Source organism: Enterobacter sp. 18A13, assembly GCF_007035975.1.
Taxonomy (GTDB): Bacteria; Pseudomonadota; Gammaproteobacteria; order Enterobacterales; family Enterobacteriaceae; genus Enterobacter; species Enterobacter vonholyi.
On sequence record NZ_AP019634.1, the window covers coordinates 4,482,053 to 4,505,456 of the forward strand.

The following is a 23,404-nucleotide window of genomic DNA, read 5'->3' on the forward strand; positions in this document are numbered from 1 at the left end:
CATCAGCCCGCCCCTGTTGTTAACCCGCTACCGCGATGCGCTTCATATCGGTCATGTAGCCACGCAATTTGTGACCCACTTTCTCGATCTGGTGGCTGCGAATGGCTTCGTTCACATCGCGCAGCTGCGCGTTGTCCACGGCACCTTCTGCAATCGCTTTACCCAGATCGCCAGTCTGCAGAGTAGTCATAAACTCTTTCAGCAGCGGTACGCAGGCGTAAGAGAACAGGTAGTTACCGTATTCCGCGGTATCAGAGATAACCACGTTCATTTCGTACAGACGCTTACGGGCGATGGTGTTCGCAATCAGCGGCAGCTCGTGCAGTGATTCGTAGTAAGCGGACTCTTCGATGATGCCGGAATCCACCATGGTTTCGAACGCCAGCTCAACGCCTGCTTTCACCATCGCGATCATCAGCACCCCTTTATCGAAGTACTCCTGCTCGCCGATTTTACCTTCGTACTGTGGCGCGGTTTCGAACGCAGTTTTACCGGTCTCTTCACGCCAGGTCAGCAGTTTCTTATCGTCGTTCGCCCAGTCCGCCATCATGCCGGAAGAGAATTCGCCGGAGATAATGTCATCCATGTGTTTCTGGAACAGCGGTGCCATGATGGTTTTCAGCTGTTCAGACAGCGCGTAAGCACGCAGTTTTGCCGGGTTGGACAGACGGTCCATCATCAGCGTAATACCGCCCTGCTTCAGCGCTTCGGTGATGGTTTCCCAGCCGAACTGAATCAGTTTTTCCGCATATGCCGGGTCGGTACCCTCTTCCACCAGCTTATCGAAGCACAGCAGAGAACCGGCCTGCAGCATGCCGCACAGAATGGTCTGCTCGCCCATCAGGTCAGATTTCACTTCGGCAACGAAGGACGATTCCAGCACGCCAGCACGGTGACCGCCGGTCGCCGCTGCCCATGCTTTGGCAATCGCCATGCCTTCACCTTTCGGATCGTTTTCCGGGTGAACCGCGATCAGGGTCGGCACGCCGAAGCCACGCTTGTACTCTTCACGAACTTCGGTACCCGGGCACTTCGGTGCAACCATCACCACGGTGATGTCTTTACGGATCTGCTCGCCCACTTCAACGATGTTGAAGCCGTGGGAGTAACCCAGCGCCGCTCCGTCTTTCATCAGCGGCTGTACGGAACGCACAACGTCTGAGTGCTGCTTGTCCGGGGTCAGGTTAACTACCAGATCCGCCTGCGGGATCAGCTCTTCGTAGGTACCCACTTTGAAGCCGTTTTCGGTCGCTTTACGCCAGGAAGCACGCTTCTCGGCAATCGCTTCTTTGCGCAGGGCGTAGGAGATATCCAGACCGGAGTCACGCATGTTCAGGCCCTGGTTCAGACCCTGTGCGCCACAGCCGACGATGACCACTTTTTTACCCTGAAGGTAGCTCGCGCCATCGGCAAATTCGTCGCGCGCCATGAAGCGGCATTTGCCCAGCTGCGCCAGCTGCTGGCGCAAGTTCAGTGTATTAAAGTAGTTAGCCATGGGTGATACCTCGTGATGTTGTGTGTCTTATTGTTCGGTTCGCGTTTCAGCGAGAATGTATCCACATTACAACAGGAAATTTATTGCGGAAATTGATATATTCACAACGTCATGTTGCAATTTTTGCAATGTAAAAAGAGGGAGTGGAATCGGTGGATTTACGCGATCTGAAAATGTTCCTGCACCTGACGGAAAGCCGTCATTTTGGCCGCAGCGCCCGGGCGATGCACGTTAGCCCCTCCACGCTTTCACGCCAGATCCAGCGCCTTGAGGAAGACCTCGGCCAGCCCCTGTTCGTGCGCGACAACCGCACCGTCACCCTCACGGAAGCGGGCGAAGAGCTACGCATTTTTGCCCAGCAGACGCTGCTGCAGTACCAGCAGCTGCGGCACTCGATTGACCAGCAGGGGCCGTCACTTTCCGGCGAGCTGCATATTTTTTGCTCCGTGACCGCCGCCTACAGCCATCTGCCACCCATCCTTGACCGCTTCCGCGCGGCGCATCCGTCGGTTGAAATTAAGCTCACCACCGGCGATGCCTCCGACGCAATGGAAAAAGTGGTGACGGGCGAAGCGGATCTCGCCATTGCCGGGAAACCTGAAACCCTGCCGGGCGCGGTGGCATTCTCCATGCTGGAGAATCTGGCGGTGGTACTCATTGCCCCGGCGCTGCCCTGCCCGGTGCGTAACCAGGTGTCGGTGGAAAAACCGGACTGGTCCACGGTACCGTTTATCATGGCCGATCAGGGGCCGGTGCGCCGTCGTATTGAGCTGTGGTTCCGCCGCCAGAAAATCAGCAACCCGTCGATTTACGCCACGGTCAGCGGCCATGAGGCAATGGTGTCGATGGTGGCGCTCGGCTGCGGCGTGGCGCTGCTGCCGGAGGTGGTGCTGGAAAATAGCCCGGAACCGGTGCGCAATCGCGTGATGATTCTGGAGCGCAGCGATGAGAAAACGCCGTTTGAGCTTGGCGTGTGCGCACAAAAAAAGCGGCTGCATGAGCCGCTTATTGATGCGTTCTGGACGATATTGCCAAACCACTAACCTGCCAGGAAGAACCTGAACGCCGGGTTATGGGTTTCATCGTGACACTCATAGCCCAGCTCGTTCAGCCGCGTTTCGAAATCCGGCTCGTGCTCGCCCAGTTCAAACGCCGCCAGCACGCGGCCGTAGTCGGTGCCGTGGCTGCGGTAGTGGAAAAGGGAGATGTTCCAGTGCGTGCCCAGCGTGTGCAGGAACTTGAGCAGCGCGCCAGGCGATTCCGGGAACTCAAAGCTGAACAGGCGTTCCCTGAGCGGCTTCGATGGACGCCCGCCGACCATGTAGCGCACGTGCAGCTTCGCCATCTCATCGTCGGAGAGATCGACTACGCTATAGCCGCCTTCATGCAGCAGGTTAAGGATCTCTTTACGCTCCTCCACGCCACGGCTCAGACGCACGCCGACAAAAATGCAGGCATCTTTGGCATCGGCAAAGCGGTAGTTAAATTCCGTCACCGAACGGCCGCCCAGCAGCTGACAGAACTTCAGGAAGCTGCCCTTCTCTTCCGGAATGGTCACCGCCAGCAGCGCTTCACGCTGTTCGCCCAGCTCGCAGCGCTCGGACACGTAGCGCAGACCGTGGAAGTTCACGTTGGCACCAGAAAGCACGTGCGCCAGACGCTCGCCGCGAATGTTGTGCTGCGCGATGTATTTTTTCATGCCCGCCAGCGCCAGAGCGCCGGACGGTTCCGCCACCGCACGAACGTCTTCGAAGAGATCCTTCATCGCCGCGCAGATCGCATCGCTATCCACCGTGACGATATCGTCGAGATATTCCCGGCACAGGCGGAAGGTTTCGTCGCCAATACGCTTCACCGCCACGCCCTCGGCAAACAGCCCGACGCGCGGCAGGTCTACCGGATGCCCGGCATCCAGCGCCGCTTTCAGGCAGGCAGAATCTTCCGCTTCCACGGCAATGACTTTGATCTGCGGCATCAGCTGTTTGATCAGCACCGCCACGCCTGCGGCTAAGCCACCGCCGCCCACCGGAACAAAGACGCGGTCGAGATGGGCATCCTGCTGCAGCAGCTCCAGCGCCAGCGTGCCCTGCCCGGCAATCACCATCGGGTGGTCGAACGGCGGCACCCAGGTGAAACCCTGCTGCTGCGCCAGCTCAATCGCTTTGGCTTTTGCTTCGTCAAAGTTAGCCCCGTGGAGTAATACTTCACCGCCGAAACCGCGCACCGCGTCGACCTTGATGTCTGCGGTAGCAACCGGCATCACGATCAGCGCTTTCAGCCCCAGACGAGCAGACGAGAACGCCACGCCCTGCGCGTGGTTGCCCGCCGACGCGGTAATCACGCCGCGCGCTTTTTGCTCATCGGTCAGTCCGGCCATCATCGCGTAGGCACCGCGCAGCTTGAAGCTGTGCACCGGCTGGCGGTCTTCGCGCTTCACCAGAATGACGTTGTCGAGGCGCGAAGAGAGCTTTTCCATTTTCTGCAGGGGCGTGACCTGCACGGCTTCATAGACCGGTGCGCGCAGCACCGCCCTGAGATATTCCGCCCCCTCAGGGGCGGCGGATAAGGGTTGTGACTCGGCCATCGTTAGCCCCCGAGTTTCGATTTATCGCGCACCGCGCCTTTATCTGCACTGGTGGCAAGGCTCGCGTAGGCGCGCAGGGCAAAGGAAACTTCGCGCTGGCGATCTTTGGGCGTCCAGGCTTTGTCGCCGCGCGCTTCCTGCGCTTCACGACGGGCTGCGATCTCCTGGTCACTCAGCTTGAGCTGAATGCCGCGATTCGGAATGTCGATTTCGATCAGATCGCCGTCTTCGATGATGGCAATGTTGCCGCCGCTTGCCGCTTCCGGGGAAACGTGGCCGATAGAGAGGCCGGAAGTACCGCCGGAGAAACGCCCGTCGGTGATCAGCGCGCAGGCTTTACCGAGGCCCATCGATTTCAGGAAGGTGGTTGGGTAGAGCATCTCCTGCATGCCCGGACCGCCTTTCGGCCCTTCGTAGCGAATGACAACCACGTCGCCTTCAACCACTTTACCGCCAAGGATGGCGTCTACCGCTTCATCCTGGCTTTCGTACACCTTCGCCGGACCGGTGAATTTCAGGATGCTGTCGTCCACGCCTGCGGTTTTCACGATGCAGCCGTTTTCCGCAAAGTTTCCGTACAGCACGGCCAGGCCGCCGTCTTTGCTGTAGGCGTGTTCCAGCGAGCGGATGCAGCCTTCGGCGCGGTCATCGTCCAGCGTGTCCCAGCGGCAATCCTGGGAGAAGGCCTGCGTGGTACGAATACCGGCAGGACCGGCGCGGAACATTTTTTTCACCGCCTCGTCTTTGGTCAGCATCACGTCGAACTGGTCCAGCGATTCCGGCAGCGTCAGCCCGAGCACGTTTTTCACGTCACGGTTCAGCAGCCCGGCGCGATCCAGCTCGCCCAAAATACCGATTACACCACCAGCACGGTGCACGTCTTCCATGTGGTACTTCTGGGTACTTGGTGCGACCTTACACAGCTGCGGCACTTTGCGGGACAGCTTGTCGATATCGCTCATGGTGAAGTCGATTTCGGCTTCCTGTGCGGCAGCCAGCAGGTGCAGAACGGTATTGGTGGAACCGCCCATGGCGATATCCAGCGTCATGGCGTTTTCGAACGCGGCTTTACTGGCAATGCTGCGCGGCAGCGCGCTGGCATCATCCTGCTCGTAGTAGCGCTTGGTCAGCTCAACGATGCGCTTACCGGCGTTGAGGAACAGCTGCTTACGGTCGGCGTGGGTCGCCAGCAGCGAGCCGTTGCCCGGCTGAGACAGGCCCAGCGCTTCGGTCAGGCAGTTCATGGAGTTCGCCGTGAACATACCGGAACAGGAGCCGCAGGTCGGACACGCGGAGCGTTCCACCTGATCGCTCTGCTCGTCAGAGACTTTCGGGTCCGCGCCCTGGATCATCGCATCGACCAGGTCGAGCTTGATGATTTTGTCGGAGAGCTTGGTTTTCCCCGCTTCCATTGGGCCACCGGAGACGAAGATCACCGGAATATTCAGACGCAGGGAAGCCATCAGCATCCCCGGGGTGATTTTGTCGCAGTTGGAGATACAGACCATGGCATCGGCGCAGTGGGCGTTAACCATATACTCTACGGAGTCGGCGATCAGCTCGCGCGACGGCAGTGAATAGAGCATGCCCCCGTGACCCATCGCGATACCGTCATCGACCGCAATGGTGTTGAACTCTTTCGCCACGCCGCCGGAGGCTTCGATTTGCTCGGCTACCAATTTACCCAGATCGCGCAGGTGCACGTGGCCCGGTACGAACTGGGTGAAGGAGTTCACCACGGCGATAATCGGCTTACCGAAATCGGCGTCGGTCATTCCAGTGGCGCGCCACAGCGCGCGGGCACCCGCCATGTTGCGGCCGTGGGTGGTGGTGGCTGAACGATACTTAGGCATGCTTTATTGACTCCCGTCTGACTATGTAATGGGACGGTGCGTGCCGTCCCAAATTTATGCTTAGTGATTAACCTGATCCAACCAGCCGTATTTATCTTCTGTTTCGCCGGTGAAGAGGCCAAAGAACGCTTTCTGAATGCGTTTGGTGACCGGGCCACAGCGGCCTTCGCCCACCTGAATACCGTCTACGCTGCGCACCGGGGTGATTTCAGCCGCGGTACCGGACATAAACACTTCATCGGCCAGGTACAGGGATTCGCGGGACAGCACCTGCTCGCGCACTTCGATACCCAGGTCTTTCGCCAGCTTGATGATGGCGTCACGGGTGATGCCCGGCAGCGCGGAGGAGGTGAATGGTGGCGTAAACAGAATGCCGTCTTTCACTTCAAACAGGTTTTCACCTGCGCCTTCTGAGATGTAGCCATTCACATCGAGCGCGATGCCTTCCTGGTAACCGTGACGGCGCGCTTCGCTGCCGACCAGCAATGAAGAGAGGTAGTTACCGCCCGCTTTCGCGGCGGTCGGGATGGTGTTTGGCGCAACGCGGTTCCAGGAAGAGACCATTGCGTCGATCCCCTGCTCCAGGGCTTCAGCACCCAGGTAAGCACCCCACGGGAACGCGGCAATGATCACATCAGTGGTATAGCCGGCCGGCGGGTTCACGCCCATACCGACGTCACCCACGAAGACCAGCGGACGAATATAGGCGCTGGTGAGGTTGTTCTTACGGATCACGTCGCGGCAGGCTTCCATCAGCTCATCAACGCTCTGAGATACCGGGAAACGATAAATTTTGGCTGAGTCATGCAGACGCTGCATGTGTTCGCGATGGCGGAACACCACTGGCCCTTTGTGAGAATCGTAGCAGCGGATGCCTTCAAACACGGAGGTACCGTAGTGCAGCGCGTGGGACATCACGTGGACCTTCGCGTCCTCCCAGCGAACCATCTCACCGTTGAACCAAATGTAATCAGCTTTTTTTGTCGTCATTTTTTCGTCCTGTCACGCTTAAGCGCGGATTTGTTGTGATGTGGTTGTGCTCTGGCAGATGGCAACATGGGCAACGTCTACCAGCTTTGATAACTGACTAAACAGTAAGTCGACCGGCCGCGGGCTGGCAACGGTTAATTCGATACTGATATTCCGGGCGTCAGTGGCTGTCTCCATATTCATAGAGCAAATCTGAAAACCACGATGACGCACCACACGCAAAACGCGTTCTAAAGTTTCCGGGTTGAAGCGAGCCTGTACGGCGACCTGATGCTGCATCATGATAATTTCTCCATCATTTGTGAGTTACTGGCACCAGGTGGTACCAGCGGCCAGACGTTCTCGAGTTCGTCGATTGAGACATGAAGCAGGTAAGGTCCATCGCTGTTCAGCATGGTGTCGAGCGCCGCTTCAACCTGATCTTTACGGGTGATGTGCTGGCCAGGGATGCCAAAGGCGCTGGCCAGGGTGAGGAAATCGGGGTTATCGGTGAGAGTCGTTTCGCTGTAGCGCTCCTGGAAGAACAGCTGTTGCCACTGGCGAACCATCCCTAAACGCTGGTTGTCGAGCAAGACGATTTTCAGCGGCAACTGCTTGCGTTTAACGGTGCCGAGCTCCTGGACGTTCATCATGAAGGAGCCGTCACCGGAGATACAGATAACGGTATCGTTCGGGCGGGCGACCTGCGCGCCAACGGCTGCTGGCAGACCGAAGCCCATCGTCCCTAACCCGCTGGAGGTGATGAAATTTTCCGGGCGGGTGTAGGTCATATGCTGCGCGGACCACATCTGGTGCTGGCCGACGTCGGTGGTGACGACGCTATCAGCAGGTTTGCGATCCGACAACTGCTTCAACAGCAGCGGCGCGTAGATGGCCTCGCCGGGGTGATCGTAACGCCATGCGTGCTCGGCGCGCATATCGGCGGTGTGCTGACGCCATGCGTTGATATCCAGCGGCTTCTGCAATGCCGGTAACAGCGCGCTGAGATCGCCCTGCAGCGCAACGTGCGCCTGACGCAGCTTGTTCATTTCCGCCGGGTCGATATCCATATGGATGACTTTAGCGTTCGGCGCAAAGGTATTCAGCTTGCCGGTGACGCGGTCGTCAAAACGGGCACCTACGGCGATGAGCAGATCGCACTCCTGCACCGCCAGGTTTGCCGCTTTGGTGCCGTGCATCCCCAGCATGCCCAGATAGTACGGGTAGTCTGCATCTACCGCACCCAACCCTTTCAGCGTGCAGGTGGCAGGTATTTGCGTTACCGCAATAAATTCACGCAGGGCGGGAACGGCCTGCGCCATCCCGACGCCACCGCCGACGTACAGCATCGGCTGTTTCGCCTGCGCCATCATCTGACGGGCCTCTTCAACTTCCGCATGCGGAAACGCGTCGTCGCTTTCAACGGTGGAGAAGTGGGGTTCCAGATCGCCAGGTGTCACCTGGATATCTTTCGGGATATCGACCAGAACCGGACCAGGACGGCCTGAGCTGGCCACTTCGAACGCTTCTGCCATTACGCGCGGCAGCTCTTCCAGAGACTGAACGAGGAAACTATGTTTGGTGCAGGCCAGCGATAAACCCAGTACATCGACTTCCTGAAAAGCGTCGGTACCGATGAACGGAGACGCCACCTGCCCGGTGATGGCAACAACGGGAACAGAGTCCAGCAGCGCGTCAGCCAGGCCGGTGATGAGGTTAGTTGCGCCCGGGCCTGACGTCGCCATACACACGCCGGTTTTGCCGGTCGCGCGGGCGTAGCCAATGGCCGCCATCACTGCGCCCTGCTCGTGTCGGCACAAGAGATGTTCCACGCCGCCGTCATACAGTGCATCGTAAATCGGCATAATTGCGCCACCTGGATAACCGAATACTGTCTCGACTCCCTGCGCGCGCAACGCATGTACTACCCACTGTGCCCCATTCATAGTTAGTTCCCCGTCATAAATCGGGAGAAACAGAATTTTGTGCTAGTCGTCATTCTCTGCTCCTCATTTACGTTTTTTAGTCATAAAAAAACCCCCGGACCTTTCGGTGCGGGGGTCTTAGTTCGTTAAGGCTTGATTTCTAAGCCTTTCCTCGTCCAAGTGCAGCCCCGCACGGTGGGATAATAATCACCACCACGCTAATCACGACCAGGCTAATCACTCGTAGAAGGGCTGTCATTTTCAGTTCTTTTTGCATCTTGTTCGAAGGAATACCTAAAGAGTTATCACAGTTTTTAAATCAAACACAAGATTTATTTATGACGGATTTGATTAGGCAGCGAATCATATTTCTTAAAAGCTTTGTTTTATATAAAGAAATTAGAAAATGAATATTTTTCATTTTTTTACTGCAGTTCTTAACGTCAAAACGGGGCTTTTTACATTCTGCGAGGAAGCTTCCACGGTTATGCAATTGTTTCAGCGTGCGCTTAAAATCTCTGAACAGGCGGCGTAAATCAGCAAAATGACGCTAAACAGACAAAAAAGGCGCTGGCATAGTCACCCCAGGAGGTAGTGCAAATGTCACTGTCAGTTGTTTATACGCGTGCGGCTCTCGGGGTAAAGGCACCGCTTGTTTCAGTTGAGGTTCATTTGAGTAATGGGCTACCCGGGCTCACGCTTGTCGGCTTACCTGAAACGACGGTTAAAGAGGCCAGGGATCGCGTTCGCAGCGCAATAATAAATAGCGGTTATACCTTCCCTGCGAAGAAGATCACCATCAACCTTGCTCCCGCCGATCTGCCTAAAGAGGGGGGACGATACGATTTACCTATCGCAATTGCCCTTCTCGCGGCTTCTGAGCAGCTTAATACGACAAGGCTAGGCTCGTATGAGTTCGTGGGTGAACTCGCGCTCACAGGCGCGTTAAGAGGCGTTCCCGGTGCGATATCAGGAGCGCTGGAGGCCATACGTGCCGGGCGGCAAATCATTGTCGCAAATGAAAATGCATCAGAAGTGAGTCTTATCAACGAGAAAGGATGCCTCATCGCGGGACATTTACAGGAAGTTTGTGCCTGGCTGGAAGGACGACATGAACTGTCCGAGCCGGAGGAGTGTGACGATGTTATGACCGACGTCCCGGAGGATCTCAGCGAGATTATGGGGCAGGAGCAAGGGAAACGGGCGCTGGAGATTACGGCCGCAGGTGGGCACAATCTTCTGTTGATTGGTCCACCAGGTACGGGGAAAACGATGCTGGCGAGCAGGTTGAGTGGATTGCTTCCACCGCTCAATAATCATGAAGCGCTGGAAAGCGCTGCCATATATAGCCTCATCAGTTCTGCATCGTTGCAAAAACAGTGGCGCCGTCGCCCTTTTCGTTCCCCACATCATAGCGCTTCACTGACCGCAATGGTCGGCGGCGGGTCTATCCCCGGGCCGGGAGAGATCTCACTGGCCCATAATGGAATTCTATTTCTCGATGAGCTGCCCGAGTTTGAGCGCCGCGTGCTGGATGCACTGAGAGAACCTATTGAATCTGGCGAAATACATATCTCGCGCACGCGGGCCAAAATAAGCTATCCCGCGCAGTTTCAGCTGGTCGCGGCGATGAATCCCAGCCCGACGGGCCACTACCAGGGCAACCATAACCGCTGTACGCCGGAGCAAACGTTGCGCTATCTGGGTAAGTTATCCGGCCCGTTCCTTGACCGTTTCGATTTATCCCTCGAAATCCCCCTTCCTCCGCCGGGTCTGCTCAGGCAGACGGGTATCACGGGTGAAAGCTCAGCTGATGTACGCGAGCGGGTGATTGCGGCCCAGACGCGACAGTATGCTCGTCAGAACAGGCTAAATGCCCGGCTGGATAATGCCGGGATCCGGCAGTTTTGTTCCCTTAACAGTGAGGATGCGGGATGGCTTGAGGAGACGTTGACGCGCTTTGGGCTGTCTATACGTGCGTGGCAGCGTTTGCTAAAAGTGGCCAGAACCATTGCTGACGTGGAGGGGTGCACTGACATTGAGAGAAAGCATTTGCAGGAGGCGCTGAGCTACCGCGCTATCGATCGTTTGCTGCTGCATCTGCAGAAGTTGCTGGCATAAAAAAAAGGGGCCGTAGCCCCTTCTCTTCATTTTAATCATCAGACTCGGTGTAGTCTTCTGCACCTTCCATCTGCGGCTTGCCGCCAGACAGCGTATGGAAGCGCTTTGGACGCTTAATGCGTGCCATATACTTGATCCACACACGTTCCGCTTCAGACTGAGGCTCACGCTCACCACGGCAAACGGAAACAAACTGTTTTTCGTCTTCGGTCGCAGGTTCACGCTTACCCAGATCCAGCTCGTTAAAGGCATAACCATGACGCTCAAGCAGTTGAGCTTCTTTGATGGTGAAATCGCCGTGACGAGAGAACCCGCGCGGATAATGTTTATTGTCGAAAAAACGATTAGTCGTCGTAAAGCTTTCCGCCATCCTACACGCTCCTAATTCTTTGGCCGAGCTATTTATGGCGCGGAGTATTAGTTACGCTTGACAGAGTGTAAAACAAAACATTTAAATCATAACGACAAATAATTTTGCGGAGAAAGATGTGGATACGGAATTGCTTAAAACTTTCCTTGAAGTGAGCAGAACACGCCACTTTGGGCGAGCAGCTGAAGCCCTTTACCTGACGCAGTCAGCAGTCAGTTTTCGTATTCGACAGCTGGAAAATCAACTGGGTGTGAATCTTTTTACTCGCCATCGTAACAATATTCGCTTAACGCCTGCCGGTGAGAAACTGCTGCCGTACGCAGAAACGCTCATGAATACCTGGCAGGCAGCACGTAAAGAGGTGGCGCATACTTCGAGGCATAATGAGTTCTCGATTGGGGCCAGCGCTTCTCTGTGGGAATGTATGCTAAGTCAGTGGCTTACCCAGCTATATCATTCACACGGCCACCTGCAATTTGAAGCGAGAATTGCGCAACGGCAGTCGCTGGTTAAGCAGCTTCATGAGCGTCAGCTTGATCTTCTGATCACAACTGAAGCCCCCAAGATGGACGAATTTAGCAGCCAGATTGTAGGCCAGTTTGGTCTGGCGCTTTATGCCTCTGAACCTTCGATGATGAAGGCAGATCTGACCTATTTGCGCCTGGAATGGGGGCCAGATTTTCAGCAGCATGAGACTGGATTGATTGCACCTGATGATGTTCCACAGTTAACAACCAGCTCTGCGGAGATCGCCTGTCAGCAACTGCCCTTGCTGAGAGGATGTACCTGGTTACCTGTTCGCTGGGCAGACGCTAAAGCGGGGCTGCATACGGTGATGGATTCCACCACGCTTACCAGACCGCTGTATGCAATTTGGCTGCAAAACAGTGATAAGCAAGCACAGATAAAAGATCTGTTAAAAATCAATGTAATGGATTGATACATCAGCCAGCAGAAATGCTGGCTGAATATTAAGAAGAGGCCTTTTTGCTGGATTTCAGGCAAAAAAAATCCTTTGCCGAAGCAAAGGATTATATATGGCAGGGGCGGAGAGACTCGAACTCGCGACACCCGGTTTTGGAGACCGGTGCTCTACCAACTGAGCTACGCCCCTAAAGTTTTTTGCCATTAAGCCTGCCAAAAAGGCAGGCTTAATGTCTTAATAAGTGGCGGAACGGACGGGACTCGAACCCGCGACCCCCTGCGTGACAGGCAGGTATTCTAACCGACTGAACTACCGCTCCACCGAAGACTGCTGTAACCACCGGATTTATGCACCGGCTTACTACTTAATTTGATGCCTGGCAGTTCCCTACTCTCACATGGGGAGACCCCACACTACCATCGGCGCTACGGCGTTTCACTTCTGAGTTCGGCATGGGGTCAGGTGGGACCACCGCGCTAAAGCCGCCAGGCAAATTCTGTTAATCTGTATCAGGCTGAAATTGATTGTTCTGTCTCTTCGCCAAAACATCTTCGGCGTTGTAAGGTTAAGCCTCACGGTTCATTAGTATCGGTTAGCTCAACGCATCGCTGCGCTTACACACCCGACCTATCAACGTCGTCGTCTTCAACGTTCCTTCAGGACCCTTAAAGGGTCAGGGAGAACTCATCTCGGGGCAAGTTTCGTGCTTAGATGCTTTCAGCACTTATCTTTTCCGCATTTAGCTACCGGGCAGTGCCATTGGCATGACAACCCGAACACCAGTGATGCGTCCACTCCGGTCCTCTCGTACTAGGAGCAGCCCCCCTCAATTCTCCAGCGCCCACGGCAGATAGGGACCGAACTGTCTCACGACGTTCTAAACCCAGCTCGCGTACCACTTTAAATGGCGAACAGCCATACCCTTGGGACCTACTTCAGCCCCAGGATGTGATGAGCCGACATCGAGGTGCCAAACACCGCCGTCGATATGAACTCTTGGGCGGTATCAGCCTGTTATCCCCGGAGTACCTTTTATCCGTTGAGCGATGGCCCTTCCATTCAGAACCACCGGATCACTATGACCTGCTTTCGCACCTGCTCGAGCCGTCACTCTCGCAGTCAAGCTAGCTTATGCCATTGCACTAACCTCCTGATGTCCGACCAGGATTAGCTAACCTTCGTGCTCCTCCGTTACTCTTTGGGAGGAGACCGCCCCAGTCAAACTACCCACCAGACACTGTCCGCAACCCGGATCACGGGTCTACGTTAGAACACCAGCCATTAAAGGGTGGTATTTCAAGGACGGCTCCACGCAGACTGGCGTCCACGCTTCAAAGCCTCCCACCTATCCTACACATCAAGGACCAGTGTTCAGTGTCAAGCTATAGTAAAGGTTCACGGGGTCTTTCCGTCTTGCCGCGGGTACACTGCATCTTCACAGCGAGTTCAATTTCACTGAGTCTCGGGTGGAGACAGCCTGGCCATCATTACGCCATTCGTGCAGGTCGGAACTTACCCGACAAGGAATTTCGCTACCTTAGGACCGTTATAGTTACGGCCGCCGTTTACCGGGGCTTCGATCAAGAGCTTCGCGTTGCCGCTAACCCCATCAATTAACCTTCCGGCACCGGGCAGGCGTCACACCGTATACGTCCACTTTCGTGTTTGCACAGTGCTGTGTTTTTAATAAACAGTTGCAGCCAGCTGGTATCTTCGACTGATTTCAGCTCCACCCGCAGGGGCTTCACCTACATATCAGCGTGCCTTCTCCCGAAGTTACGGCACCATTTTGCCTAGTTCCTTCACCCGAGTTCTCTCAAGCGCCTTGGTATTCTCTACCTGACCACCTGTGTCGGTTTGGGGTACGATTTGATGTTACCTGATGCTTAGAGGCTTTTCCTGGAAGCAGGGCATTTGTTACTTCAGCACCGTAGTGCCTCGTCATCACACCTCAGCGTTAAAAGGTACCGGATTTACCTGGAACCTCCGCCTACATGCTTAAACCGGGACAACCGTCGCCCGGCTAACATAGCCTTCTCCGTCCCCCCTTCGCAGTAACACCAAGTACAGGAATATTAACCTGTTTCCCATCGACTACGCCTTTCGGCCTCGCCTTAGGGGTCGACTCACCCTGCCCCGATTAACGTTGGACAGGAACCCTTGGTCTTCCGGCGAGCGGGCTTTTCACCCGCTTTATCGTTACTTATGTCAGCATTCGCACTTCTGATACCTCCAGCAACCCTCACAGGCCACCTTCAACGGCTTACAGAACGCTCCCCTACCCAACAACGCATAAGCGTCGCTGCCGCAGCTTCGGTGCATGGTTTAGCCCCGTTACATCTTCCGCGCAGGCCGACTCGACCAGTGAGCTATTACGCTTTCTTTAAATGATGGCTGCTTCTAAGCCAACATCCTGGCTGTCTGTGCCTTCCCACATCGTTTCCCACTTAACCATGACTTTGGGACCTTAGCTGGCGGTCTGGGTTGTTTCCCTCTTCACGACGGACGTTAGCACCCGCCGTGTGTCTCCCGTGATAACATTCTTCGGTATTCGTAGTTTGCATCGGGTTGGTAAGCCGGGATGGCCCCCTAGCCGAAACAGTGCTCTACCCCCGAAGATGAATTCACGAGGCGCTACCTAAATAGCTTTCGGGGAGAACCAGCTATCTCCCGGTTTGATTGGCCTTTCACCCCCAGCCACAAGTCATCCGCTAATTTTTCAACATTAGTCGGTTCGGTCCTCCAGTTAGTGTTACCCAACCTTCAACCTGCCCATGGCTAGATCACCGGGTTTCGGGTCTATACCCTGCAACTTAACGCCCAGTTAAGACTCGGTTTCCCTTCGGCTCCCCTATACGGTTAACCTTGCTACAGAATATAAGTCGCTGACCCATTATACAAAAGGTACGCAGTCACACCACGAAGGTGCTCCCACTGCTTGTACGTACACGGTTTCAGGTTCTTTTTCACTCCCCTCGCCGGGGTTCTTTTCGCCTTTCCCTCACGGTACTGGTTCACTATCGGTCAGTCAGGAGTATTTAGCCTTGGAGGATGGTCCCCCCATATTCAGACAGGATACCACGTGTCCCGCCCTACTCTTCGAGTTCACAGCCTGTGTGCTTTCGTGTACGGGACTGTCACCCTGTACCGTGCGACTTTCCAGACGCTTCCACTAACACACAAGCTGATTCAGACTCTGGGCTGCTCCCCGTTCGCTCGCCGCTACTGGGGGAATCTCGGTTGATTTCTTTTCCTCGGGGTACTTAGATGTTTCAGTTCCCCCGGTTCGCCTCGTTAACCTATGTATTCAGTTAACGATAGTGCAACGAATTGCACTGGGTTTCCCCATTCGGACATCGCCGGGTCAAAGGTTCATATCACCTCGCCGGCGCTTTTCGCAGATTAGCACGTCCTTCATCGCCTCTGACTGCCAGGGCATCCACCGTGTACGCTTAGTCGCTTAACCTCACAACCCGAAGATGTTTCACTTCTGATTGCGAAAATTTGAGAGACTCAAACACACCATTAAAGATGTGTCGTTTCAATTTTCAGCTTGATCCAGATTTTTAAAGAGCAAAACTTCGCAGTGCACCTTTTCAGGTTCACTCTGAAGTTTTCTTGTGTTTGCAGTAAAAGATGGTGGAGCTATGCGGGATCGAACCGCAGACCTCCTGCGTGCAAAGCAGGCGCTCTCCCAGCTGAGCTATAGCCCCATCGTTTTGCAATCTCTGTACCGCTCATCCTTTAAAAGGAGTTTGGTAGGCCTGAGTGGACTTGAACCACCGACCTCACCCTTATCAGGGGTGCGCTCTAACCACCTGAGCTACAAGCCTGCAGAGATTTTTACTGCTGTTTTTCATCAGACAATCTGTGTGAGCACTGCAAAGGCAGGTTCTTTAAGGTAAGGAGGTGATCCAACCGCAGGTTCCCCTACGGTTACCTTGTTACGACTTCACCCCAGTCATGAATCACAAAGTGGTAAGCGCCCTCCCGAAGGTTAAGCTACCTACTTCTTTTGCAACCCACTCCCATGGTGTGACGGGCGGTGTGTACAAGGCCCGGGAACGTATTCACCGTAGCATTCTGATCTACGATTACTAGCGATTCCGACTTCATGGAGTCGAGTTGCAGACTCCAATCCGGACTACGACGCACTTTATGAGGTCCGCTTGCTCTCGCGAGGTCGCTTCTCTTTGTATGCGCCATTGTAGCACGTGTGTAGCCCTACTCGTAAGGGCCATGATGACTTGACGTCATCCCCACCTTCCTCCAGTTTATCACTGGCAGTCTCCTTTGAGTTCCCGGCCGGACCGCTGGCAACAAAGGATAAGGGTTGCGCTCGTTGCGGGACTTAACCCAACATTTCACAACACGAGCTGACGACAGCCATGCAGCACCTGTCTCAGAGTTCCCGAAGGCACCAATCCATCTCTGGAAAGTTCTCTGGATGTCAAGAGTAGGTAAGGTTCTTCGCGTTGCATCGAATTAAACCACATGCTCCACCGCTTGTGCGGGCCCCCGTCAATTCATTTGAGTTTTAACCTTGCGGCCGTACTCCCCAGGCGGTCGACTTAACGCGTTAGCTCCGGAAGCCACGCCTCAAGGGCACAACCTCCAAGTCGACATCGTTTACGGCGTGGACTACCAGGGTATCTAATCCTGTTTGCTCCCCACGCTTTCGCACCTGAGCGTCAGTCTTTGTCCAGGGGGCCGCCTTCGCCACCGGTATTCCTCCAGATCTCTACGCATTTCACCGCTACACCTGGAATTCTACCCCCCTCTACAAGACTCTAGCCTGCCAGTTTCGAATGCAGTTCCCAGGTTGAGCCCGGGGATTTCACATCCGACTTGACAGACCGCCTGCGTGCGCTTTACGCCCAGTAATTCCGATTAACGCTTGCACCCTCCGTATTACCGCGGCTGCTGGCACGGAGTTAGCCGGTGCTTCTTCTGCGGGTAACGTCAATCGCTGAGGTTATTAACCTCAACGCCTTCCTCCCCGCTGAAAGTACTTTACAACCCGAAGGCCTTCTTCATACACGCGGCATGGCTGCATCAGGCTTGCGCCCATTGTGCAATATTCCCCACTGCTGCCTCCCGTAGGAGTCTGGACCGTGTCTCAGTTCCAGTGTGGCTGGTCATCCTCTCAGACCAGCTAGGGATCGTCGCCTAGGTGAGCCGTTACCCCACCTACTAGCTAATCCCATCTGGGCACATCTGATGGCAAGAGGCCCGAAGGTCCCCCTCTTTGGTCTTGCGACGTTATGCGGTATTAGCTACCGTTTCCAGTAGTTATCCCCCTCCATCAGGCAGTTTCCCAGACATTACTCACCCGTCCGCCGCTCGCCGGCAAAGTAGCAAGCTACTTTCCGCTGCCGCTCGACTTGCATGTGTTAGGCCTGCCGCCAGCGTTCAATCTGAGCCATGATCAAACTCTTCAATTTAAGTTTGATGCTCGTGAATTAAACTTCGTAATGAATTACGTATGTTCACTCAGAGACTTGGTATTCATTTTTCGTCTTGCGACGTTAAGAATCCATGTCACTTTGAGTGCCCACACAGATTGTCTGATAAATTGTTAAAGAGCAGTGCAACGCGGCTTTCGCTCACCGTTGCGAGGTCCCGTATATTACGTTTTCCTCGTTCAGAGTCAAGTGATTATTTTCGCTTTTCTCTGCTGGCGTTCATCTCTGAACCCCGCTAACCCGGCGGCCTGTAAGCCGTTGTTCCGTGTCAGTGGAGGCGCATTATAGGGAGTTCTCAGACGTTGACAACCCCTCTTTTAAAAAAAACTTTCAACCGTCTCTTTTTTGCTCAAAACCGTGCTATAGCGCCAGTTTTTCGAGCGTTTCAAAGCCATAACGGCGTAAAACGGGTAAAAGTTGCTCAGTCTCTTTTGTGATAGCCATACAAAACGCGATATTCGCATCGGTAGATTTCGCATCCGGCGCTTCGTGTTCCAGCAGCCAGGCAGTTCGACGAGCGATAGCCGCACCCGAATCCACCAGGCGCGTCCCCTCCGGTAACACCTCCAATAACTCTTCCTGTAATAGCGGGAAGTGGGTACAGCCCAGCACAACGGTATCCGGAGGTTCGGGCATCCGCAGCCACGGACGAAGAATACGACGCAGCTCGTCGAGTGATACCGCCTTTCCATGCAGCTTCGCTTCGGCCATCTCCACCAGCTCGGCCGAGCCCAGCATCGCAATCTGACATTCGTTAGCAAAACGGTCGATCAACTCGCGGGTATAAGGACGCTTTACCGTGCCTCGCGTTGCCAGCAAACCCACTATGCCGTTCGCCGTCAGACGCGCGGCAGGCTTTATTGCAGGGACAACGCCCACAACCGGGAACTGGAATTTTTGACGCAGGGCGGGAAGAGAAACGGTGCTCGCCGTATTACAGGCGATGACGGCCAGCGCAAGGGGATAGCGTTTTTGTACCGCAGTGACGATTTCAACCACACGCTCAACAATAAAATCTTCGCTCTTTTCCCCATACGGGAAAGCGACGTTATCGAAGGCGTAGATGTAATGGAGATCCGGCAGGAGATGCCGAATCTCATCATAGACCGAAAGCCCACCGACGCCGGAATCAAACACCAGCACGGTGGGACGCGGATTAGAAGGTGTAGCTGCCAGACAAGGTGTATTCCCGTCCTGCAGTTTGGTAGCCATAAACTGTCTCGTAATCTTTATCGAACAGGTTGGCTATTTTACCACGAACTGTGAGATGTGAGGTGACAGGATACGAAACTGCGACATCCCAAAGGCTGACACCGCCCATTTTCACGCGTTCTGACGAATAGGTGTCAGGATCAATCGCGACATCATAGCGGGTGCCCAGATAACGGTAGGCAAGGTTCCAGTCGAGATCCCATACCTGCCAGTCAAGCTGGTACTTAACCTGCTGCTTAGAACGGCGGGCCAGTACTTCGTTGGTTTTGGCATTACGCGGGTCGACATAATCATAGGAAATCTGATGTCCGACCGGGCCAGTATCGAACTGTGCCGTCGCTTCCACACCTTTAATACGTGCTTCGTCAACGTTGTAGTAACGATACGTATGCGGATCGCTGTTAATAAGATTATCAATGTCATTTCGATAGCCGGTGATACGCCAGTTGACCGGTCCCGTCAGACCTTCAAAGCCCCCTTCCCACTGCTTACTCTCTTCCGGTTTGAGGTCCGGGTTACCATAAGAGGCGCTGTGGATCTGGCTCATGGTTGGTGCTTTAAATGCGGTACCGTAGGAAGCAATCACGCGATAGCCATCCACAAACTCCCACGCCGCACTGGTTTGCCATGTGCCATGGTTACCAAAGTTGGAGTTGTCGTCATTACGCGCCGCCGCTTCCAGCGTCACGCTGCTGAACTGCTGCATTGCCGAAACAAACACGCCGGTATTGCGTTGCTCGTACCCTTTATCCAGGTAGCCCGTTCCGGCCTGCGTCTTCTGCTTTTGCCAGTCCAGACCTGCGCCAATGTTGCCGTGACCGACTTCTACGGTGTTGAGCCATTGGGTGGTATACTGCTTCACGTCATCCATGGTGGCGGAATCAGCGTAACGCCCTTTCTTCGGATCATAGTTCTGATCTTTACTGCGACCGTAACCCGCGACCAGCTGTGACTGGAAAATCCCCTGGTTGTAACGCAGACCGGTATCCCAGTTCTGGCTATAGAGCTGGCGAGTATCAGGTCGTCCATCCACCATAAAGTTGTCGTCGTAGTGATCGTAACCGTCGTACGCGGTGCGGTTGTCATAACCAAAGCCACGGAAGAAGCCGCTCACGCTGTCGGTAATCTGCTGTTCCACGGAGCCGTACAGCGATTTACTCATAAAGCCATCGCGGTCCGGCTGGCGCGGAGCATCTTTGGCATCAATATCAAAACCACGGGTATAGGTGTAGTTACCCGCCATGGTGATTTTGGTTTTATCCAGCACCTGCTGGAAAGCGCCGTCATAGGTCTGATAACCCTTAGAGCCGACGCCCGCTGAGATTTCCGCACCCGGCTTGTCACGTCCGGTGATGATGTTGATCACGCCGCCAATCGCATCGGAGCCATACAGGGCCGAACGCGGACCACGGATGTACTCAATACGCTGAATCAGCGAGGTCGGGATTTGGCTCAGATCGGGAACGTTGCTGATCCCGGCGTTATTCAAAGGAATACCGTCAATCAGCACCAGCACATGGCGAGATTCCGTTCCGCGAATAAAAGTCGAAGAGTTCGAGCCCATTCCACCGCTTTGCGCGATATCCACGCCAGGCAGACGTGACATGATTTCCACCACGCTTCTGGCCTGCCAGCGTTCAATATCTTCGCGCGTCACCACGGACGTCGGTGCCAGAACAGTTTTTGCAGGTTGTTCAAAACGATTTGCCGTCACCACCAACGAGTCTGCGCTATCCTGCGCCCAGCCCGAAAATGCCGTGACGGACAACGCCGTCAACAGCGATACTTTTTTAATCATTGTTAAAGCATCCACAATATAAGAAGGATGCCGCAGGCCTCATCGATAGCACGCGATGATGAAACCAAATGCGACGTGATCCCGGCAGGTCTTCGGGCTAGGTGGCTATATAAGGATGAAGACTTCCCATTTTCACAGTGTCTACAACGCTCATCCCGCCAGTCTTTACCGCTGCGCGTCAGCTCCAGATTTACACTGGATTCCCTTTTCACTCTCAGGAGACCGGAAACAGAATGCTACAATTAGACACGTATGGATGTCCAGACAGCTATTGGCCATTAAATCTGGACATCCCCTGAACAATGCCTACAATCGCCGCGTAATTCTTTATCACTCAGGACGCATCATGACCCCAGAACACCTCCCGACAGAACAGTACGACGCGCAGCTGGCAGAAAAAGTTGTCCGCCTGCAAAGTATGATGACGCCTTTCAACGCGCCCGTTCCCGAGGTGTTCCGCTCTCCTGTCAGCCACTACCGCATGCGCGCCGAATTCCGCATCTGGCACGACGGTGACGACCTGTACCACATCATTTTCGATCAGCAGACGAAGTCCCGTATCCGCGTGGACAGCTTCCCGGCAGCGAGTGAGCTTATCAACCAGCTGATGACGCTGATAATGGACGGCGTGCGTAACAATCCGTTACTGCGCCACAAGCTGTTCCAGATTGACTACCTGACCACGCAAAGCAATCAGGCGATTGTCTCCCTGCTGTACCACAAAGCCCTGAACGACGAGTGGCGCGAGCAGGCAGAAGCGCTGCGCGATGCGCTACGGGCGCAGAACATCAACGTCCACCTGATTGGCCGGGCGACAAAAACCAAAATCATGCTGGATCAGGACTACGTCGATGAGCGCCTGCCTGTGGCGGGTAAAGAGATGGTTTATCGTCAGGTGGAAAACAGCTTCACCCAGCCGAATGCCGCGATGAACGTGCAGATGCTGGAGTGGGCGCTGAAGGCGACGGAAGGGTCAACCGGCGATCTGCTTGAGCTCTACTGCGGTAACGGCAACTTCTCGCTGGCGCTGGCGCGTAATTTCGACCGCGTCCTCGCAACGGAAATCGCCAAGCCGTCGGTAGCCGCCGCGCAGTACAATATTGCCGCTAACCATATCGACAACGTGCAGATCATTCGTATGGCCGCGGAAGAATTCACGCAGGCGATGAACGGCGTACGCCAGTTTAACCGCCTGGAAGGGATCGATCTGAAGAGCTACCAGTGTGAGACGATTTTTGTAGACCCGCCGCGCAGTGGTCTGGACAGCGAAACCGAGAAGATGGTGCAGGCGTACCCGCGTATTTTGTACATCTCCTGTAATCCGGAGACCCTGTGCAAGAACCTGGAAACGTTAGGCCAGACGCACAAGGTTGAACGTCTGGCACTGTTCGATCAGTTCCCGTATACGCACCATATGGAGTGCGGCGTACTTCTGACGGCTAAGTAAATATCCGGCATTTTGGCAGGTGGCGCTTCGCTTACCTGCCCTACAAAATTCTCTACTCCGGTAACTGGCTCTTGCGGCTACGCATGCGCGAGCCAATCCAGAACACCAGCGCCACAGACAGTACCGCAGGGAAGAAGTTAGAGCCGATATCCGGATACTCCGCGCGAACCACGGTGCTATACAGCAATACGCCCAGAATAAAGCAGGCAGCGGCCAGCCCCGGTAACCCCACCGGCATGGTGCGGTTCAGGTAACGTTGATGCAGGCAGTAAACCGTCAGCACCAACGCTATAAGCGGGAAAATCGAAAATGGAACGATTGAGCTAAAAATAGCGGCAAACGTACCATTAATGGATAAGCCAGCGATCAATGCCAGCAACAGCGTCCCTTTATCCTGACCTGACTGTTTCATTACTCACCTTCACTCTTCGGTTTGATGTGCCAGTTTCTCTTGTTCACGGCGATACCAGTAGTACGCGCCTTTGGAGATCATCCTGAGCTGCAATACCAGTCGCTCTTCAAGCTGCTTGCGTTGTTCAATGCTGACGTCCAGCGCTTCGGCACCCGCGCTGAACACTATCGTCACCATCGCCTCAGCCTGTGCTTCAGTAAAGGCACGCGGCATATGGTTTTCGAGTTCAAGATAGTCGGCAAGTTCCGCGATGAAGTGCTGAATTTCACGCGCGACGGCGGCACGAAACGCCGCCGACGTGCCCGAACGTTCGCGCAGAAGCAGACGAAACGCGTTGGGGTTATTGCCGATAAATTCCATAAATGTCGACACGGAGGTGCGGATCACGCTGCCCCCTTTGGCGATACGCTGACGCGCCTGGCGCATCAGCTGACGCAGCATCAAACCGCTCTCGTCGACCATGGTCAGGCCCAGTTCATCCACATCACGGAAATGACGATAGAAGGACGTTGGCGCAATCCCGGCCTCGCGTGCGACTTCGCGCAGGCTCAAACTGGCAAAACTTCGCTCAGCACTCAGTTGACTGAATGCGGCTTCCACCAGCGAACGCCGGGTTTTCTCTTTTTGTTGTGCTCTTACGCCCATCACGATAGTTGAATCCTTCCAAAGGCCTGATGGCACTATACCAGAGAATAAAATTAATCTGTTTGCCTGGCTTTGTGAATGATTGTTTACGTGCGGTTTGTGCTCCACTGCCCGAAAAAAGCACAACGATAATTGGGTTACCCTGGCAATGATGTTATGATTCTGTTGCTTTTATGTATAAGA

Annotated in this window: 17 protein-coding genes, 4 tRNA genes, 3 rRNA genes and 1 riboswitch; of the genes, 4 read left to right on the forward strand and 20 right to left on the reverse strand. The window is 54.8% G+C overall.

All coding sequences use genetic code 11. From position 1 onward, the window contains the following. Positions 1–19 precede the first annotated feature (19 nt). Positions 20–1,495, reverse strand: coding sequence for a ketol-acid reductoisomerase (gene ilvC / locus FOY93_RS21675; protein WP_021242831.1), 1,476 nt, complete (start codon positions 1,493–1,495; stop codon positions 20–22). Between the two features lie 152 nt (positions 1,496–1,647). Between ilvC and ilvY the strand changes: the two genes are divergently transcribed. Next, positions 1,648–2,538, forward strand: a complete 891-nt coding sequence (gene ilvY / locus FOY93_RS21680) for an HTH-type transcriptional activator IlvY (protein ID WP_111963506.1) — start codon at positions 1,648–1,650, stop codon at positions 2,536–2,538. On the opposite strand, the gene ilvA is transcribed toward ilvY, so the two are convergent. From ilvA to ilvL, 7 genes are all read right to left on the reverse strand, one after another. Beyond that, on the reverse strand, positions 2,535–4,079 hold the full coding sequence (gene ilvA, locus FOY93_RS21685; RefSeq protein ID WP_039267211.1) for a threonine ammonia-lyase, biosynthetic: 1,545 nt from the start codon (positions 4,077–4,079) through the stop codon (positions 2,535–2,537). The genes ilvY and ilvA overlap by 4 nt on opposite strands. A gap of 2 nt (positions 4,080–4,081) precedes the next feature. Then, positions 4,082–5,932 (reverse strand): dihydroxy-acid dehydratase, encoded by a 1,851-nt coding sequence (gene ilvD / locus FOY93_RS21690; RefSeq protein ID WP_136196075.1) that lies wholly within the window; start codon positions 5,930–5,932, stop codon positions 4,082–4,084. A 60-nt stretch (positions 5,933–5,992) separates the two neighbouring features. Further along, positions 5,993–6,922 carry a branched-chain-amino-acid transaminase gene (gene ilvE / locus FOY93_RS21695; protein WP_127732610.1) on the reverse strand — a complete coding sequence of 310 codons (930 nt, stop codon included), beginning with the start codon at positions 6,920–6,922 and terminating at the stop codon, positions 5,993–5,995. 18 nt (positions 6,923–6,940) lie between these two features. Beyond that, positions 6,941–7,204 carry an acetolactate synthase 2 small subunit gene (gene ilvM, locus FOY93_RS21700; protein ID WP_059354681.1) on the reverse strand — a complete coding sequence of 88 codons (264 nt, stop codon included), beginning with the start codon at positions 7,202–7,204 and terminating at the stop codon, positions 6,941–6,943. After that, positions 7,201–8,847: an acetolactate synthase 2 catalytic subunit gene (gene ilvG, locus FOY93_RS21705; protein ID WP_143345658.1), complete on the reverse strand. Its 1,647-nt coding sequence runs from the start codon at positions 8,845–8,847 to the stop codon at positions 7,201–7,203. Before ilvG ends, ilvM begins: the two co-directional genes overlap by 4 nt. A gap of 2 nt (positions 8,848–8,849) precedes the next feature. Beyond that, positions 8,850–8,900: a peptide IlvX gene (gene ilvX / locus FOY93_RS23630; protein ID WP_166792073.1), complete on the reverse strand. Its 51-nt coding sequence runs from the start codon at positions 8,898–8,900 to the stop codon at positions 8,850–8,852. 86 nt (positions 8,901–8,986) lie between these two features. Next, on the reverse strand, positions 8,987–9,085 hold the full coding sequence (ilvL, locus tag FOY93_RS21710; RefSeq protein WP_001311244.1) for an ilv operon leader peptide: 99 nt from the start codon (positions 9,083–9,085) through the stop codon (positions 8,987–8,989). A gap of 341 nt (positions 9,086–9,426) precedes the next feature. Here ilvL and FOY93_RS21715 point away from each other — a divergent pair, with 341 nt between their 5' ends. Beyond that, on the forward strand, positions 9,427–10,947 hold the full coding sequence (locus FOY93_RS21715; protein ID WP_143345659.1) for a YifB family Mg chelatase-like AAA ATPase: 1,521 nt from the start codon (positions 9,427–9,429) through the stop codon (positions 10,945–10,947). Positions 10,948–10,978: 31 nt separating this feature from the next. On the opposite strand, the gene FOY93_RS21720 is transcribed toward FOY93_RS21715, so the two are convergent. Beyond that, complete coding sequence (locus tag FOY93_RS21720; protein WP_008501577.1) at positions 10,979–11,317, reverse strand: MaoP family protein; 339 nt, start codon at positions 11,315–11,317, stop codon at positions 10,979–10,981. 118 nt (positions 11,318–11,435) lie between these two features. Between FOY93_RS21720 and hdfR the strand changes: the two genes are divergently transcribed. Next, positions 11,436–12,257 (forward strand): HTH-type transcriptional regulator HdfR, encoded by an 822-nt coding sequence (hdfR, locus tag FOY93_RS21725; protein WP_143345660.1) that lies wholly within the window; start codon positions 11,436–11,438, stop codon positions 12,255–12,257. Between the two features lie 98 nt (positions 12,258–12,355). Here hdfR and FOY93_RS21730 read toward each other — a convergent pair. From FOY93_RS21730 to btuB, 9 genes are all read right to left on the reverse strand, one after another. Beyond that, a tRNA-Trp gene (locus FOY93_RS21730) sits at positions 12,356–12,431 on the reverse strand. A 53-nt stretch (positions 12,432–12,484) separates the two neighbouring features. Continuing rightward, positions 12,485–12,561 (reverse strand) — tRNA-Asp (locus FOY93_RS21735). Positions 12,562–12,616: 55 nt separating this feature from the next. Next, positions 12,617–12,732, reverse strand: a 5S ribosomal RNA gene (rrf, locus tag FOY93_RS21740). Between the two features lie 71 nt (positions 12,733–12,803). Continuing rightward, positions 12,804–15,708: ribosomal RNA gene (locus FOY93_RS21745) — 23S ribosomal RNA — on the reverse strand. A 171-nt stretch (positions 15,709–15,879) separates the two neighbouring features. Beyond that, positions 15,880–15,955 (reverse strand) — tRNA-Ala (locus FOY93_RS21750). A gap of 43 nt (positions 15,956–15,998) precedes the next feature. Beyond that, positions 15,999–16,075 (reverse strand) — tRNA-Ile (locus FOY93_RS21755). 69 nt (positions 16,076–16,144) lie between these two features. Next, positions 16,145–17,686 (reverse strand): 16S ribosomal RNA (locus FOY93_RS21760). The 16S, 23S and 5S rRNA genes sit together here with 4 tRNA genes alongside, the layout of an rRNA operon. A gap of 381 nt (positions 17,687–18,067) precedes the next feature. Beyond that, complete coding sequence (murI, locus tag FOY93_RS21765) at positions 18,068–18,919, reverse strand: glutamate racemase (protein WP_143345661.1); 852 nt, start codon at positions 18,917–18,919, stop codon at positions 18,068–18,070. Further along, positions 18,864–20,717, reverse strand: a complete 1,854-nt coding sequence (gene btuB, locus FOY93_RS21770; protein ID WP_111963979.1) for a TonB-dependent vitamin B12 receptor BtuB — start codon at positions 20,715–20,717, stop codon at positions 18,864–18,866. Before btuB ends, murI begins: the two co-directional genes overlap by 56 nt. A gap of 66 nt (positions 20,718–20,783) precedes the next feature. Beyond that, positions 20,784–20,959: riboswitch (cobalamin riboswitch) on the reverse strand. A 104-nt stretch (positions 20,960–21,063) separates the two neighbouring features. On the opposite strand from btuB, the gene trmA reads away from it, so the two are divergent. Continuing rightward, the gene (gene trmA, locus FOY93_RS21775) at positions 21,064–22,164 is read left to right on the forward strand and encodes a tRNA (uridine(54)-C5)-methyltransferase TrmA (protein WP_143345662.1); all 1,101 of its coding nucleotides are present in this window, start codon (positions 21,064–21,066) and stop codon (positions 22,162–22,164) included. Between the two features lie 52 nt (positions 22,165–22,216). On the opposite strand, the gene FOY93_RS21780 is transcribed toward trmA, so the two are convergent. Together FOY93_RS21780 and fabR are read right to left on the reverse strand one after the other, a co-directional pair. Next, on the reverse strand, positions 22,217–22,576 hold the full coding sequence (locus tag FOY93_RS21780; RefSeq protein WP_008501783.1) for a YijD family membrane protein: 360 nt from the start codon (positions 22,574–22,576) through the stop codon (positions 22,217–22,219). Positions 22,577–22,585: 9 nt separating this feature from the next. Beyond that, positions 22,586–23,224, reverse strand: coding sequence for an HTH-type transcriptional repressor FabR (fabR, locus tag FOY93_RS21785; RefSeq protein ID WP_008501784.1), 639 nt, complete (start codon positions 23,222–23,224; stop codon positions 22,586–22,588). Positions 23,225–23,404: the final 180 nt, after the last annotated feature.